This window comes from Nocardioides sp. SYSU D00065 (assembly GCF_017916425.1).
Taxonomy (GTDB): domain Bacteria; phylum Actinomycetota; class Actinomycetes; order Propionibacteriales; family Nocardioidaceae; genus Nocardioides.
Genome location: NZ_JAFMSX010000004.1, coordinates 167,972 through 182,618, shown reverse-complemented (window position 1 = coordinate 182,618; position 14,647 = coordinate 167,972). Strand labels below are relative to the sequence as shown.

At 69.7% G+C, this 14,647-nt stretch carries 14 protein-coding genes; 8 read left to right on the top strand and 6 right to left on the bottom strand.

Annotation, left to right across the window (positions count from 1 at the left end; all coding sequences use genetic code 11):
- Nucleotides 1–13 precede the first annotated feature (13 nt).
- From queC to J3P41_RS16410, 6 genes are all read left to right on the top strand, one after another.
- Entirely contained in the window at nucleotides 14–712 is a 699-nt protein-coding gene (gene queC / locus J3P41_RS16435; RefSeq protein WP_210651524.1) for a 7-cyano-7-deazaguanine synthase QueC, read from the top strand.
- Complete coding sequence (gene queE, locus J3P41_RS16430; protein WP_210651523.1) at nucleotides 709–1,344, top strand: 7-carboxy-7-deazaguanine synthase; 636 nt, start codon at nucleotides 709–711, stop codon at nucleotides 1,342–1,344. The genes queC and queE overlap by 4 nt, the downstream gene beginning before the upstream one ends.
- A complete protein-coding gene (queD, locus tag J3P41_RS16425; RefSeq protein WP_210651522.1) occupies nucleotides 1,341–1,715 on the top strand; it encodes a 6-carboxytetrahydropterin synthase QueD in 375 nt (124 codons plus the stop codon). The genes queE and queD overlap by 4 nt, the downstream gene beginning before the upstream one ends.
- Complete coding sequence (locus J3P41_RS16420; protein WP_210651515.1) at nucleotides 1,712–2,302, top strand: VUT family protein; 591 nt, start codon at nucleotides 1,712–1,714, stop codon at nucleotides 2,300–2,302. Before queD ends, J3P41_RS16420 begins: the two co-directional genes overlap by 4 nt.
- 337 nt (nucleotides 2,303–2,639) lie before the next feature.
- On the top strand, nucleotides 2,640–4,151 hold the full coding sequence (locus J3P41_RS16415) for a DGQHR domain-containing protein (protein ID WP_210651513.1): 1,512 nt from the start codon (nucleotides 2,640–2,642) through the stop codon (nucleotides 4,149–4,151).
- The gene (locus tag J3P41_RS16410; protein WP_210651511.1) at nucleotides 4,148–4,897 is read left to right on the top strand and encodes an HNH endonuclease; all 750 of its coding nucleotides are present in this window, start codon (nucleotides 4,148–4,150) and stop codon (nucleotides 4,895–4,897) included. The genes J3P41_RS16415 and J3P41_RS16410 overlap by 4 nt, the downstream gene beginning before the upstream one ends.
- Nucleotides 4,898–5,089: 192 nt before the next feature.
- Here J3P41_RS16410 and glnA read toward each other — a convergent pair whose 3' ends face one another.
- Nucleotides 5,090–6,511: a type I glutamate--ammonia ligase gene (gene glnA, locus J3P41_RS16405; protein ID WP_210651509.1), complete on the bottom strand. Its 1,422-nt coding sequence runs from the start codon at nucleotides 6,509–6,511 to the stop codon at nucleotides 5,090–5,092.
- 181 nt (nucleotides 6,512–6,692) lie between these two features.
- Between glnA and J3P41_RS16400 the strand changes: the two genes are divergently transcribed.
- Complete coding sequence (locus J3P41_RS16400; RefSeq protein ID WP_210651508.1) at nucleotides 6,693–7,076, top strand: RDD family protein; 384 nt, start codon at nucleotides 6,693–6,695, stop codon at nucleotides 7,074–7,076.
- A 21-nt stretch (nucleotides 7,077–7,097) separates the two neighbouring features.
- Here the strand turns inward: J3P41_RS16400 and J3P41_RS16395 are convergent, their stop codons facing one another.
- Genes J3P41_RS16395 through lipB form a run of 3 tightly spaced genes read right to left on the bottom strand, consistent with a single transcriptional unit; the run spans nucleotide 7,098 to nucleotide 9,556 of the window.
- A complete protein-coding gene (locus J3P41_RS16395; RefSeq protein ID WP_210651507.1) occupies nucleotides 7,098–7,805 on the bottom strand; it encodes a DUF4191 domain-containing protein in 708 nt (235 codons plus the stop codon).
- A gap of 49 nt (nucleotides 7,806–7,854) precedes the next feature.
- Complete coding sequence (lipA, locus tag J3P41_RS16390; RefSeq protein ID WP_210651505.1) at nucleotides 7,855–8,796, bottom strand: lipoyl synthase; 942 nt, start codon at nucleotides 8,794–8,796, stop codon at nucleotides 7,855–7,857.
- 37 nt (nucleotides 8,797–8,833) lie between these two features.
- On the bottom strand, nucleotides 8,834–9,556 hold the full coding sequence (gene lipB / locus J3P41_RS16385; RefSeq protein WP_210651503.1) for a lipoyl(octanoyl) transferase LipB: 723 nt from the start codon (nucleotides 9,554–9,556) through the stop codon (nucleotides 8,834–8,836).
- Between the two features lie 84 nt (nucleotides 9,557–9,640).
- Between lipB and J3P41_RS16380 the strand changes: the two genes are divergently transcribed.
- Entirely contained in the window at nucleotides 9,641–10,213 is a 573-nt protein-coding gene (locus tag J3P41_RS16380; RefSeq protein ID WP_210651501.1) for a hypothetical protein, read from the top strand.
- Here the strand turns inward: J3P41_RS16380 and J3P41_RS16375 are convergent.
- Together J3P41_RS16375 and J3P41_RS16370 are read right to left on the bottom strand one after the other, a co-directional pair.
- Entirely contained in the window at nucleotides 10,159–11,049 is an 891-nt protein-coding gene (locus tag J3P41_RS16375) for a TIGR01777 family oxidoreductase (RefSeq protein WP_210651500.1), read from the bottom strand. The genes J3P41_RS16380 and J3P41_RS16375 overlap by 55 nt on opposite strands.
- Nucleotides 11,050–11,101: 52 nt before the next feature.
- Nucleotides 11,102–14,611: an ABC transporter ATP-binding protein gene (locus J3P41_RS16370; protein WP_210651498.1), complete on the bottom strand. Its 3,510-nt coding sequence runs from the start codon at nucleotides 14,609–14,611 to the stop codon at nucleotides 11,102–11,104.
- Nucleotides 14,612–14,647 lie beyond the last annotated feature (36 nt).

The following is a 14,647-nucleotide window of genomic DNA, read 5'->3' as shown; positions in this document are numbered from 1 at the left end:
GAGAGGTGGAGAAATGGGCCGCAAGGCAGTAGTGCTGCTCAGTGGAGGTCTGGACTCGACAACAGTCCTGGCCGTCGCGAAGGACCAGGGCTTCGAGCCGTATGCGATCAGCTTCCGCTACGGCCAGCGGCACGTGGTTGAACTTGAGTCAGCACGCCGGGTTGCTGCTGGAGCAGGCGCCGCGGGGCATGTGGTCTGTGACATCGACCTCCGAGTCTTTGGCGGATCCGCGCTCACCGCCGACGTAGACGTGCCGAAGCACGGGTCGGCCGACGAACTCTCGGACAGCGAGATCCCCATCACGTACGTCCCGGCGCGTAACACCGTGTTCCTGTCATTCGCGCTCGCCTACGCCGAGGTCATCGGCTCGACGGACATCTTCATCGGTGTCAGCGCCTTGGACTACTCGGGTTACCCGGACTGCCGCCCGGAGTACATCGCGGCATATGAGCAGATGGCGAACTTGGCGACTCGAGCGGGCGTGGAGGGTAACGCGGTCAAGATCCACACGCCGCTCATCAACCTGACCAAGGCGCAGACGGTCGAACTCGGGACGCGTCTCGGCGTCGACTACTCGCTCACACTGTCGTGCTACGACCCCGACGCGGACGGGCGCGCATGTGGTCACTGCGACTCATGCCTCCTGCGACTGCGCGGTTTCGCGGACGCGGGCCTCGCTGACCCAGTCCGATATCAGGAGGCGACTGAGTGACGTACAAGGTCAAGGAGATCTTCTACACGCTGCAGGGCGAAGGCACCCACGCCGGTCGCCCGGCCGTGTTCTGCCGCTTCAGCTCGTGCAACCTGTGGACTGGCAGGGAAGCCGATCGCTCGCGCGCCATCTGCAAGTTCTGCGATACCGACTTCGTCGGGACTGATGGGGAAGGCGGAGGCAAGTTTGCGGACGCTCACGAACTTGCTGCGGCAATCGCGGCCAAGTGGCCGGCCGGCGGTGGCGGCCGGCCTATGGTCGTGTGCACCGGTGGAGAGCCGCTTCTTCAGTTGGATGCGCCGGCCGTGGATGCGCTCCACGAACTCGGCTTCTACATTGCAGTCGAAACGAACGGGACAATCTCCCCGCCAGCGGGCATCGACTGGCTCTGCGTGAGTCCCAAGATCGGATCGCAACTCGTCGTTGAACAGGGCCACGAGCTCAAGTTTGTCGTGCCTCAGGGAGGTGTTGACCCGACTGCCTTCGAGCACCTTGATTTCGAGAGCTTTCGCGTTCAGCCGATGGATGGCCCAGACGTTGTCGCAAACACGGAACTCGCCGTGAAGTTCTGCCTTGACCACCCCCTCTGGCAGCTCAGCCTGCAGACCCATAAGCACCTAGGAATCCCGTGAGCTACGAATCTGAGATCTTCCGCGAGTTCACCTTTGAGGCTGCGCATCGACTGCCACACGTGCCGAAAGGGCACAAGTGTGCTCGACTGCACGGCCACTCCTACCTCGCTGCCGTCCACGTCTCGGGGCCGGTGGGGGAGCAGACCGGGTGGGTCCAGGATTTTGGGGACATCAAAGCCGCCTTCAAGCCGCTTGAGGAACAACTCGATCACCACTACCTGAACGATGTAGCCGGCCTCGAAAACCCGACGAGCGAGGTGCTCGCCAAGTGGATCTGGGATCGCCTCGTGACAGTGCTTCCCAACCTCAAGGAGGTTCGGGTGCGTGAGACCTGCACCTCCGGATGCACTTACCGCGGAGGAGACCAGTGAGTACGCACCTGGAGCGCGAAGCGCTGGTAGAGGACGAAGCAAAGCGATCCGGGCTCGCTCTCGGTGTCTCTGTTGCCGGTTACGTCACGGCCGTAGTTCTGGCCAACATCGTCACGGAGCAATTCGGGCTCGTGTCCGTTGGCTTCGGGTTGCTTGTCACAGCAGGTACGTACGCCGCTGGCTTTGCACTCTTGGCGCGCGATTTCGTCCACCGATTCGGTGGCCGAGGCTGGGCGATCGCCGCCATCACACTCGGTGGGGCCATCTCGTGGGCTTTCTCGTCGCCCGCCCTCGCGGTGGCCTCGACCGTCGCGTTTGTCAGCGCCGAACTGGTTGACCTGATCGTCTACGAGCCGATCAGGCGCACCAAGGGCTTTATCAGCGGCGCCCTCGTTTCCAATGTGGTCTCGGCGCCAATCGACACCTTCGTCTTCTTGTCCCTGGCGGGGTTCCCGTTGACTCTTGAGACCGTGGGCGGCCAGTTCGTCGGCAAGGTCCTCTGGGCCACCGCTCTTCCGTTGGCGATCTACTGGCTGGGGCGACGGTGGGTACTCGCCCGGAGATCTTCCTCGCACACGTACAACTAGATCGACGCGGAAGCTGGTGCCCGCTTACCCACGGGGACGCGCGCGGCGAGCGCGGCGTCGCCCACGCGGTGAGCGTCCGCAACCTCGAAAGCATCCACAGCCACGACGCTGTTGCTGATGTGCGGTGGCGGCCGTGACGGGACTGGTGCCTTGGCGCTGTGCGAGCTTGATGGTGGTCCGATTGGTCGGCGCCCGCTTGGGGGGACACGGCGCTTTGACCGATCCAGTGGCGGGGCAAGCCATGGTCGGCCCTTGAAATCTCTACGAGTCGGATGGCAACTCGCTAGGGTTCTGAGGTCCAATACACCCGATCCCGCAAGGGACCGAGAGGAATGCCATGCGCGACTTCTTGATGAGCAGCCTGACCGATGAGGAGCGCGGCTACGCAGCTACTCTGCGAGAAGATTCTGCGCTGACGGCGGGTGACTTCATCCGATCTGTCTTCACTGAGTTCGGTGACCCGCTGCTCTCGGCCGACGATCTCGCGGACTTGTGGGGCGATGGCGCCGAGGCGCACACATTCTCCGATGCACTTGATGTCCTGGTCGGCGAAAGCTTCCTTGAAGCCTCAGAGAAGACGCAGCGGCCGTTTGATGCTCCCGGCGTTAAGCTCTTCCGTCGCGCTGAGGCGAGTGCCAGTCGGTTGACGATGACCGCACTGCAATCGGAAGACCTCAACGGCAGCAGTCGGTATCAGTTCTCCATCGAGGGACGACTGGTACGCGGGTTGGCCCGTATCGATCGGCTCGATGCCTTAGCTGGCACTGGGCAGCAACGTGATGAGATCAAGGCGCACGTAGGGCGAATCCGCGAGGGCGTTGCCTCCGGAACTCACGTGCCCAACCCGGTCCTTCTCGTCATGCTCGAGGAGAGCACCCAGATCCTCGATGTACTCGAGGAAGTTGGCGACGACACGCCCAATTCGTTTGTGGTGATTCGTCCACTCGAGGAGTTTCAGGAAGTTGTGCGCGACAACGGGGCGGTCGTTCAGCGGTCAAGGATCGTGGAGATGTCGTTCCCGTGGCGTCGGGCGGCATTCGACGAGGAGAAGTCCGTCTTGCTGGTGGACGGTCAGCAACGGACGGCGGCCCTGAGTTTGATTGGCGTCGAGGACCTCGCGTTCATCGATCTCGGCGTGAGCGCCGTGGTCGCGAATGACGAGGAGGCGAAGCGTGTCTTTCAGGTGGCGAACGACTCCGTCAAGATCTCGACGGACTTCTCGAAGGCTCTGCTCGCTTCCATGGAGGAGGCTCCCGGCTATCTCAAGGACGAGCAGATTACCGCTGAGGTGGTGCGACTCCTGGCGCTTGACGACACCGACTCGCCGTTCTACGACATCGTGAAGTACCCCGGGTCGAAGGCCGCGGGAACGGTAGTGGTTTACAACAGCGTCTTCGGGATCGTTGCCTCCTTCCGCCGCGGCCTACCCGAGGACCTGACCGGCGATGCGGCGACCCTGTCCGCGATCGTGGCTGACGGGTTCCGCGCGGTTCGCGATACGTGGCCTGACGCTTGGGGCCTTAAGCCGTCGGAGTCCAAGTTGATGCATGGAGCGGGGCTCCGCGCAGTCACCCAGGTGCTGGTGGAGAAGATGCAGGGCTATCTGACCAACGGGGAGGACCTCGGCGCAGACGAGACGAAGGCAAAGTTGCTTGCGAGCCTGGGCCGGCTCTCCACGAAGGTGGTGTGGACAGACGCCGCAGCCGCCGCGGGGACAGCAACCCAGAAGAAGCACTGGCGGGAGGACATCTCCGGCAGGCAGAACACGAACCAAGACATCACTGCGCTCTCTGGGTTCCTGGCTCGGGAGAGCGTCGCTCTCGACATGAAGGCTGCGCGGGGCAAGTGACCGCCAAAAACGACACGATGGAGCGACTAGCGCTCGCGTGTCGCGACCTTGGTTATGAGGTGGGCGATTTCCTCGCCGAGAAGTTGGCCGAGGCACAGGCGCGGGCCTACCTCCGAGCGAAGCCGAACGGCCTGCTGTCGGACCGACAAGTCGCTGAGTTCCTCCGCGACATCCTCGGTCGAACGCCGACGGCGGAAGAGGTGGACAGAACGACGCGCTCTGGGCGCGCGCGGCGCATCACGGAGGCCGAGCGGATCGATCTCGAACGCAAGCAGAATGATCGATGCGCGACATGCGGCCGCTTTCTGGACCAGGCCAGTAAGCCACATGTTGACCACATCGAGCCGCTGGCCTTGGGCGGCGCCGACGAACTGGGGAACCTCCAGTTGCTTTGCGGGGACTGCAACCTCGGAAAGGGCCAACTACCATGCTGGCAGGTCGGCGTGCCATTTCTCGCGAAGCGACTGACCACACGACTTCGGTACTGCGTTCTCGCCCGCGCGGACGGTCACTGCCAGGTGGATGGGTGTGACCGGGGTGCACGCGTTTCGGAATTGACACCATTGCTACGGGTTGCTGCCGCGCGAGGTGGTGCGTACCGCTTCGACAATCTGATCGCGGCTTGTGCGGAGCACGCAAACTCGATCCATGATCGGCGGACTCGGGAATCCGTGACCAGCCTGCGGCGCGGTGGTGACAGTTCGCGCTCCCGCGTCGCCGGCGTGCGCTCCCGGCGTGGAAGGTAGTCGGCTGACCCGTCGACGACTGAGTTCGGACTTGACACCCTTCTGGGTCACAGTGACCCGCGCTCTGCCCGGGCCACACACGGGCCACGCGCGAGCGAAAAACAACCCCCGACAATGGAAGACGTTGGAAGACGTCTTCGCAGGTCAGGGGTTGTTTTTGGCACTCAGCCGCTGGGTGTCACTCACCCGGGATCAGATGTCGTAGTACAGCTCGAACTCGTGCGGGTGCGGCCGCAGCTGCACCGGGGCGATCTCCTGGGTCCGCTTGAAGTGGATCCAGGTCTCGATCAGGTCGTCGGTGAAGACGCCGCCGGCGGTGAGGTACTCGTGGTCGGCCTCCAGCGCGTCCAGCACGGCACCGAGCGAGGTCGGGACCTGGTCGATGTCGGCCATCTCGTCCGGCGGCAGCTCGTAGATGTCCTTGTCGATCGGGGCGGCGGGCTCCGTCTTGTTCTGGACGCCGTCCAGGCCGGCCAGCATCAGCGCGGCGAAGGCGAGGTAGGGGTTCGCCGACGGGTCGGGGAAGCGGGTCTCGACGCGCTTGGCCTTCGGGTTCGCGCCCGTGATCGGGATGCGGACCGACGCGGAGCGGTTGCGCGAGGAGTAGACCAGCGAGATCGGAGCCTCGAAGCCCGGCACCAGGCGGTGGTAGGAGTTCACCGTCGGGTTGGTGAAGGCCAGCAGCGAGGGCGCGTGCTTGAGGATGCCGCCGATGTACCACCGGGCCGTGTCGGACAGGCCGGCGTACCCGGTCTCGTCGAAGAACAGCGGCTCGCCGTTCTTCCACAGCGACTGGTGCACGTGCATGCCCGAGCCGTTGTCGCCGAAGATCGGCTTCGGCATGAAGGTGACCGACTTGCCCTGCTCCCACGCGGTGTTCTTGATGAGGTACTTGAACTTCATCACGTCGTCGGCGGCCTTGAGCAGCGTGTCGAAGCGGTAGTTGATCTCCGCCTGGCCGGCGGTGCCGACCTCGTGGTGCGCGCGCTCGACCTGGAGACCGCAGGCCTCCAGGTTCTTGACCATGTCCGCGCGCAGGTCGCTGTAGTGGTCGTAGGGCTCGACGGGGAAGTAGCCGCCCTTGAGGCGCGTCTTGTAGCCCTTGTTGTCGCCGTCGTCCTTGCCGGAGTTCCACCAGCCCTCGACCGAGTCGATGTGGTAGTAGCCCTCGTTGACGCCGGTGCTGTAGCGGACGTTGTCGAAGATGTAGAACTCCGCCTCCGGGGCGAAGTACGCGGTGTCCGCGATGCCGGTGGAGTCGAGGTAGGCCAGCGCCTTGCGCGCGATGTTGCGCGGGTCGCGGCTGTAGGCCTCGCCGGTGATCGGGTCGTGGATGAAGAAATTGACGTTGAGCGTCTTGGAGCGGCGGAAGGGGTCGATGTACGCCGTCGTGGGGTCCGGGAACAGCGACATGTCGGACTCGTTGATGGCCTGGAAGCCGCGGATCGAGGAGCCGTCGAAGCCGAGGCCGTCGTCGAAGACGCTCTGGTCGAACGAGGACACCGGCACCGTGAAGTGCTGCATCACCCCGGGCAGGTCGCAGAAGCGGACGTCGACCATCTCCACGCCCTCGTCCTTGATGAACTTCAAGAGCTCATCGGAGTTGTTGAACATTCGGGTTCCTCCTTGACGGCGGCGAGCGCACGTCGAGTTGCAGCGTCACGGAACGGGGCCTCGTTGCACCGTGGCCGCCACGCTAGGCGCGAGCAGTTTCCTGACCGTATCCCGTTTGTTTCGGGCGTGTTACGGGTGGCCGAGTGCTGGCCACGATCTGCGCCCCTCCTAGGCTGGCCGCGTGTCGAACGCCGTAACACCCGAGCTCCGCGAGCCCACCTGGGCGCGGCGCATCCTGGCCCTGTTCGTGGACTGGGTGACGTGCCTGGCCGTTGTGGAGGGGCTTGTCGCGACCGGCGTCGTCGCGGGCAACCCCAACGGTCTCGGCACGCTCGGCCTCTTCGTCGTCGAGTCGGCCTTGTTCACGGCCGTCGCCGGCGGCTCGTTCGGCAAGCTCGCCACTCGGTTGCGCGTCGTCCGCTACGACGGCAGCCCGCGGCCGGTGTCGCTGCTGCAGGCGCTGCTGCGACAGGTCCTGGTCGGCCTGCTCGTCCCGCCGCTGCTCACCTTCGGCGGCCGGGGACTCCACGACCTCGCTGCGGGGACGCGGACCGTCACCCTCTGAGGGCGACGCCGGCAGGCCCGCTCAGCGGCCGCGCTGCTGCGAGCGCATCCCCTTCATGGAGGTCGGGATCGGCCCCTTGGGCAGCGGCAGCTTGCCGCGCTGGGCGTCGAGGGCCTTGAGGCGCTGCAGGATGTCGGTCATCTCGGCGGGCTTGACCGAGCGGCCGAGCTTCTGCACGTGGCGCACCAGCTGCGGCAGCGGCACCTCGCCCTCGCCACGACCGCACACGACCTCGTGGATCGGCACCCCGTAGGCGACGCGCTCGTGCTTGCGGCGCTCGGTGACGAGCAGCTGCTTCACGCGGGTCGCGCTGGTCCCCTCACCGACCAGGACGATGCCGGGCGGGCCGACGACGCGGTGCACCACGTCCTGCTGCTTGGTGAAGCCGACGACCGGGTCGACCTTCCAGCCGCGGCGCAGCATCTGCAGCGCGCCGGCGGCGGCGGCCGGCTGGCCCTCCATCTGGGTGTACGCCGCCTTCTGGGCGCGGCGGCCGAAGACCAGCAGCGCGAACAGCATGCCGATCAGCAGCGCGCCGACGACCGCCATGATCCAGCCGACGAGGCCGTCGCCCGGCAGCACCCACATGACGCCGAAGCCGAGTGCGGCCCCGACGAGGAACGTGCCCACGATGATCCAGCCCAGGCGCGGGTCGCTGCGCTTGGCCATCTCGTAGGTCTGCATGATCTGCCCACGGCGCGAGGAGGGCGTGGAGGCGGGGGTCGACATGTCGGTGCCTTGTCCGGTCAGGTGGCGTGGTGGAACGAAGCGGGAGGACTCAGACGGCCGCGGCGGCGCGGGCGTCCATCGCCTGACCGTACAGCCGGCCGGCGCGGTAGGACGAGCGGACCAGCGGCCCGGACAGGGCGCCCGCGAAGCCGATCTCGTCGGCCTCGGCCTTGAGCTCGACGAACTCCTCGGGCTTGACCCAGCGCTCCACGGGGTGGTGGCGCGGCGAGGGGCGGAGATACTGGGTGATGGTGATCAGCTCGCAGCCGGCCTCGTGCAGGTCGCGCAGCGCCTGGCTGACCTCCTCGCGCGTCTCGCCCATGCCGAGGATGAGGTTGGACTTGGTGACCAGGCCGAAGTCGCGCGCCTGGGTGATCACGTCGAGCGAGCGGTCGTAGCGGAAGGCCGGGCGGATGCGCTTGAAGATCCGCGGCACGGTCTCCACGTTGTGCGCCAGGACCTCCGGACGCGACTCGAAGACCTCGGCCAGCAGGTCGGGCTTGCCGTTGAAGTCGGGGATGAGGTTCTCCACGCCGGTGCCCGGGTTGAGCTCGTGGATGGCGCGCACCGTCTCGGCGTACAGCCACGCGCCGCCGTCGGGGAGGTCGTCGCGGGCGACGCCGGTGATGGTGGCGTACTTGAGCTGCATCTTCTGCACCGACTCCGCGACCCGGCGCGGCTCGTCGCGGTCGAGGGCCTGCGGCTTGCCGGTGTCGATCTGGCAGAAGTCGCAGCGGCGGGTGCACTGGTCGCCGCCGATGAGGAACGTGGCCTCCCGGTCCTCCCAGCACTCGTAGATGTTGGGGCAGCCCGCCTCCTGGCAGACCGTGTGGAGGCCCTCGGACTTCACGAGGCTCTGCAGGGACGTGTACTCCGGTCCCATCTTCGCCCGGGTCTTGATCCACTCCGGCTTGCGTTCGATCGGGGTCTCCGCGTTGCGGATCTCCAGTCGGAGCAGCTTGCGTCCTTCGGGGGCGGGAGCGGTCGTCACACGCCTCACTCTACGACGGTGGTCAGACGCTCCCAACTCACGGTCGGACGAGCTCGATGCGCGGACCGCGGCCGGGCTCGGGGCGCGGCTCGTAGTCCGGGGTGGGGACGTAGGGCTGCCAGCCGAGGTACGTCGACAGGTGCCGGCGCACGCTCGGCAGCACGTCGCCGATGGTGACGGGCCGGTCGAGCTCCTGCGACAGCGAGGTGACCCCGGCGTCGGCGATCCCGCACGGCACGAACCGGTCGTACCAGCCCAGGTCGACGTCGCAGTTGAGGGCGAAGCCGTGCATGGTGACGCCGCGGCTGACGCGGATGCCGATCGCGGCGATCTTGCGCTCCGGTCCCCGCTCGTCGGCGCGCAGCCAGACGCCGCTGCGCCCGGGCACGCGGGCGGTGGGCACCCCTTGGTCGGCGCAGACCGCGATCAGCGCCTCCTCGAGCCGGCGCACGTAGTCGACGACCTTGACGTGCTCGGGCAGCGTCACGATGGGGTAGCCGACGAGCTGGCCGGGGCCGTGGAAGGTGATCTTGCCGCCGCGGTCGACGTCGATGACGGCGGCGCCGCCGGGGTCCAGCGGCCGCTCGTGCGGGTCGGTGCGCTTGCCGGCGGTGAAGACGGGCGGGTGCTCGAGCAGCAGCACGGTGTCGGGTCGCGCTCGGGCGGCCACGTCCTCGTGCACCCGGCGCTGCAGGTCCCAGGCGGCGGAGTAGTCGACGGCGTCGTCGCCCAGACCGGCGACCTCGAAGTCCAGCGGCATGGCGCGAGCCTACGCCCCCGCCTCGCGCGGCCGGGCTGTGGATGAGCACCGACACGGTCGGCGCGGATCGGCGAAGGTGGCGAGGTGGACCCGCGACGCCTGCTGCCCGCCCTCACCGCGGCCGCCTGTGCCTGCGTGGCGGCGACCCTCGTGGTCGCGCTCGCGGGAGCGGACCCGAGCGTCCCGCGCCAGGAAGCGCCCGCGCGGCCGCCGGCGGCGCAGTCGCGCCCGAGCGCCTCGGGACCCGCGGCGGTCCTCGCGGCGTGGGACGCGCGACGTGCGGCCGCGTGGGCGGCGGGTGACGCCGCCGCGCTGCGCGAGCTGTACGCCGACGGCTCGAGGACGGGTGCCGCCGACGTGCGCCTGCTCGAGCGGTACCGCCGGCGCGGGCTCACCGTGCAGGGGCTCACCACGCAGCTGCTGGCGCTGCGGGTCGTCGAGCGCTCGGCGGCGCGCCTGGTGCTGGTGGTCACCGACCGGGTGGTCGGGGGACGCGCGGTCGGCGGGCCGGCCCCGGTGGCGCTGCCGGCCGACCGGGCGTCCACGCGCCGGGTCGTGCTGGTGCGCGCGGGCGACGGGTGGCAAGTCTTGGAGGCGCGCGATCAGGCGAGCGCGGCGGCGAGGACCTCGCGCACGTCCTCGTCCTCGAAGTCGTAGCCGGCGCGCTCCAGCGCTGCCGGGCGGGCGTTGACCGATCCGAGCAGCTCGGGGGCCAGGTCGCCGGCCGCGGCTCGCATGAAGGCGGCGGGCACGGCGAGGAAGGCCTTGCGGTGCACCGCCGCGGCGAGGGCCTGGGTGAACTCGGCGTTGGTCGGGGTGCGGGGGCAGCACAGGTTGAACGCGCCGGAGACGTCGCGCGACTCCAGGAGGTAGCTCACCGCGCCGACCCAGTCGCGCAGCGACACCATCGGCATGTACTGCCGTCCCGACCCCAGCCTGGCGCCGCCGCCGGCCTTGAAGAGCAGGCGCAGCTGCTTGAGCGGGGGAGAGGTGCGATCCATGACCGGTGCGGTGCGCAGCACGCAGACGCGCGCGCCGGCCTCGCGGGCCGCGTCGGTCGCTGCAGCCCACTGGCGGGTGACCCGGGTGAGGAAGGCGTCGCCCAGGCTGGCGGAGTCCTCGGTGACCACCGCGTCGCCGTGGTCGCCGTACCAGCCGATGCCGTTGCCGGCCAGGAAGGCGGGCGGACGCTCGCTGGCGGCGATGGTGGTGGCCAGCAGCCGGGTGGTGGCAACCCGCGACTCCAGCACCTCGGTGGTCCAGCGGCGCGAGTGCGGGTTGCCGGCGATGCTCGCTCCGGCCAGGTTCACCACGGCGTCGGCCCGGGCGACGACCGCGGCGTCGAGGGTGCCTGCTCCGGGGTCCCAGCGCGACTCGTGCGGTGAGGTCGGCTCGCGCCGGACGAGGGCGGTCACCTGGTGCCCGTGCACCCGCAGGTGCTCGGACAGGTGGGTGCCGAGGAAGCCCGACGCTCCGGCGATGACGACGCGCATGCCACCACCCAACCATGCGCGCCAAGCAGCCTGAGCGCCCTGCGAAGGGCGGTCAGCCGGCCAGGTGCGCCCACCGGGTCGCGAGGTCGCGCCACGGGCCCTCGTCGACGACCCGGCCGGAGTCGAGCACCACGACGCGGTCCGCCTGCGCCAGCGCGGCGGTCTTGCTGGTGGCGCCGACGACGGCCGCTCCGCGGGCGCGGAGCGCCTTCCAGAGCTCGATCTCGGTGGTCGCGTCGAGCGCCGAGGACACGTCGTCGGCGAGCAGCACGTCGGACTCGGTCGCCAGCGCGCGGGCCAGGGCCAGGCGCTGCACCTGGCCGCCGGACAGGCGTACGCCGCGGTGCCCGACGAGGGAGTCCGGGCCGCCGGCCTCGGCCACGTCGCGCCCCATCCGTGCCGCCTCGAGCGCGGGCAGCACCGCGCGGTCGGGGTGGTCGAGCGCGACGTTGCCGGTGAAGGTGCCCGACAGGACCCGCGGCACCTGTGCGACGTGAGCGACGCGGCCGGGTCGCAGCGTGGTCTGGGGATCGCTGACGACGCGGTCGTTCCAGCGGATCTCGCCGGTGGTCGAGACCAGGCCGGCGAGCGCGCTCAGCAGGCTGGACTTGCCCGAGCCGACCTGGCCCAGCAGCAGCACGAGCTCCCCGGCGCGCACCTCGAGGTCGACGCCCTGGACGCCCAGGGTGCCGTCGTCGTGCACCGCGGACAGGTCGCGGACGGTGAGCGTGCGCAGCGGCTCGCGCTCGCCGGCGGCGGGCGTGGGGCCGGTGCCACGGACGAGGTCGACGCCCGGCGGAAGGTCCATCAGGTCGCCGCCGCCCGCGAGCTCGCTGGTGGCGTTCATCCAGGCGCGGACGCCCGGTGCCTCCGTGACCACCGAGCCGGCCACCCGGCCGAACCAGTCGAACCCGCTCACGGCGTTGGCGATCAGTAGCGCCGTGGCCAGCTCCCAGTGTCCGGTGAGCAGCCCGGCCCAAGCGGCGACGACGCCGCACTGGACCATCACGATGGGCACCCCGTCGAGCAGGGCCTGCACGCGGTGCTCACGCACGGCGGCGTCGACCCGCCCGCCGTCGACGTCGCGCAGGTGCTGGTGCACCTGGGGCGTGGCGGCGGCCAGCTTGACCGTGCGCACCGACTCCAGCGCGGACACCAGGGACTGCCCGAACCGGGCGCGCGCCGTCGAGGCGGCGGCCGCGGACCGACCGGCCACGCGGCGCCCGAGCGTCGAGGCCAGCGCCGAGACGACCATGACGGTCAGCAGGACCGCGCCGGCGACCCAGGTCTGCGCGATGAGAGCGGTGATCAGGGCCACGAGCAGGCCGTTGACGAAGTCGACCCAGCGGTCGGTGTAGCGGGCCAGCCGGTCGGCGTCCATCGTGCGGGCGACGACCTCCCCGGGCGGGGTGCGGACCAGCCGGCGCTGGGAGGTCTGGCCGTGCAGCACCGCCGCACGCACCCGCAGCCGGACCTCGACCCACCAGTGCGGGTAGGTGCGGAAGGCCTGCGACAGCAGGAACGGCGCGACGACGAGGGAGGCAACCAGGGCCAGGACCAGGAGTCCGGGACGCTGGCCTTCCTGCAGCTCGGTGACGATGTGGCCCCAGACCCAGCCGGTGACGGCGCCGAACGCCCCGGTCAGGGACGCGGCCAGGAACAGCAGAGCGCCCAGCAACCCCCACTGGGGCTGGATGCTGATCGTGTGGAGGACGGCCCGGGCCAGGCTCGGCGTCGGCGCCAGCTCGGGCCGCGGCGGGGGAGTGGTGCTGCGCCGCACGGACCCGATGACCGTGTCGTCGTGGTGGTGCTCCTCCACGACGGCCTCGTGGGCGGCGGCCTCGAGCAGCTCGCGGAAGGGCCCCGGCTCGGCGGCGAGACGGGCCCGCGGGCCCTGCTGGACGACCCGGCCCGACTCCAGCACCGCGACCTGCTCGGCGCGCTCGGTCGTGGAGAGGCGGTGGGCGACCAGGATCCCCGTGCGTCCGGAGATGAGCCGGTCGGCGGCGCGGACCACGCGCGCCTCGGTCACCGGGTCCATGCGCGCGGTGGCCTCGTCAAGGACGACCACGCTGACGTCGCGCACGAGCAGGCGTGCGAAGGCGACCAGCTGCTCCTCACCGGCCGACAGGCTCGTGCCGCCAGGGCCTAGCACGGTGTCGAGGCCCTCGGGCAGCCCGGCCACCCAGTCGGTCAGGCCGAGCTCGGCGACGGCCGCCTCGACGGTGCTGCGCGGCACGTCGTCGAACAGGGTGATGTTCTCGGCGAGCGTGCCGGCCAGCACCTCGGTGCGCTGCGTGACGACACCGACGGCCGCGCGCAGCTGCTGCAGGTCGAGGTCGCGCACGTCGACGCCGCCGAGGAACACCGAGCCGCGTGGCGGCTCGACGGCCCGCGACAGGAGCGAGGCCAGCGTCGACTTGCCGGAGCCGGTGCGCCCGACGAGGGCGCACGTGTGCCCGGCGCTCAGCAGCAGGTCGACGTCGCGCAGCGCGAACGTGCCCGTGCCGTAGTCGAAGGCGAGGTGGCGGAACTCCACGTCGAGCGGACCTTCGGGCACCGAGAGGCCGCCGGTCGGCTCGGCCGGCGAGGCCAGCATCGCGCGCAGCCGCAGGACTGCGCCGAAGCCCTCCTGCAGGTCGGGCAGGTGGCGGGCGAGCATGTCGACGCCGCCCACGAACATCGTGGTGACCAGGAACAGGGTGACCAGCCGCGCGGTGGACAGGTCGCCGGCGAGGACGAGCGCGACCCCGCCGACGCCCACCGCGGCCAGGGCGCCGTGCAGCAGCCCGCCGCTGCGGCGGGTGATGCGCACCTCGACCGCCAGCACGGCGTCGAGGGTGCGGTGCACCACCGACGCCAGGTGGGCGTTGCGGCGCAGCACGTGGGCCTGGCCCAGCGACGTGCGGAGGTCGTCGCGCGCGGCCACGCCCTCCTCCGTGGAGGCGGCGTGGTCGGTCCAGGCCGCTTCCTCGACGACCTTCTTGAGCGCGACCTGCGGCAGCAGCCGGCGGATGAACAGGAACGTGGCGAGCGCGGTGAGTGGGAACAGGAAAGCGGCGGGCCACCAGGTGAGCGACGCGACCACCCACAGCGGACCGGACGCCAGCAGCGTGCGCGCGGCCTGCCACACGCCCCAGCGCATGAGCTGGCCCACCTCCCACGTGTCGTCGTCGATGCGGTCGAGCACCTCGCCCACCGCCTGCTCGGAGAGCTCGGACAGCGGCTGGGCCATGGCGGCGTCGAGGAGGTCGGAGCGCAGCTGGCCCTCGGCCCGGTCGCAGACGGTGGCCCACATGGTCTTGGCCACGGTGTCGATGACGGCGCCCCCGACGACGCACAGCGCCAGCAGCGCCAGCAGCGTCCCGGTGGCGTCCTCGGCGAGCCGGCCGGCGACCATCGAGCCCAGCGAGGCCGCGACGGCACCCAGCAGGGACAGGGTGAAGCAGAGGTAGGTCAGCGGACGGCGCACCCGTCGCCAGTCCACGGGGGCGCGACCGGCGGCCAGCGCGCCTGCGGCGGTCGTGGTGGGCGGTGCCGTCGGGGTCTTCGTCTCGGTCACCGTCACAAGCACCAGACGTTACGTGCTGTCACCGAC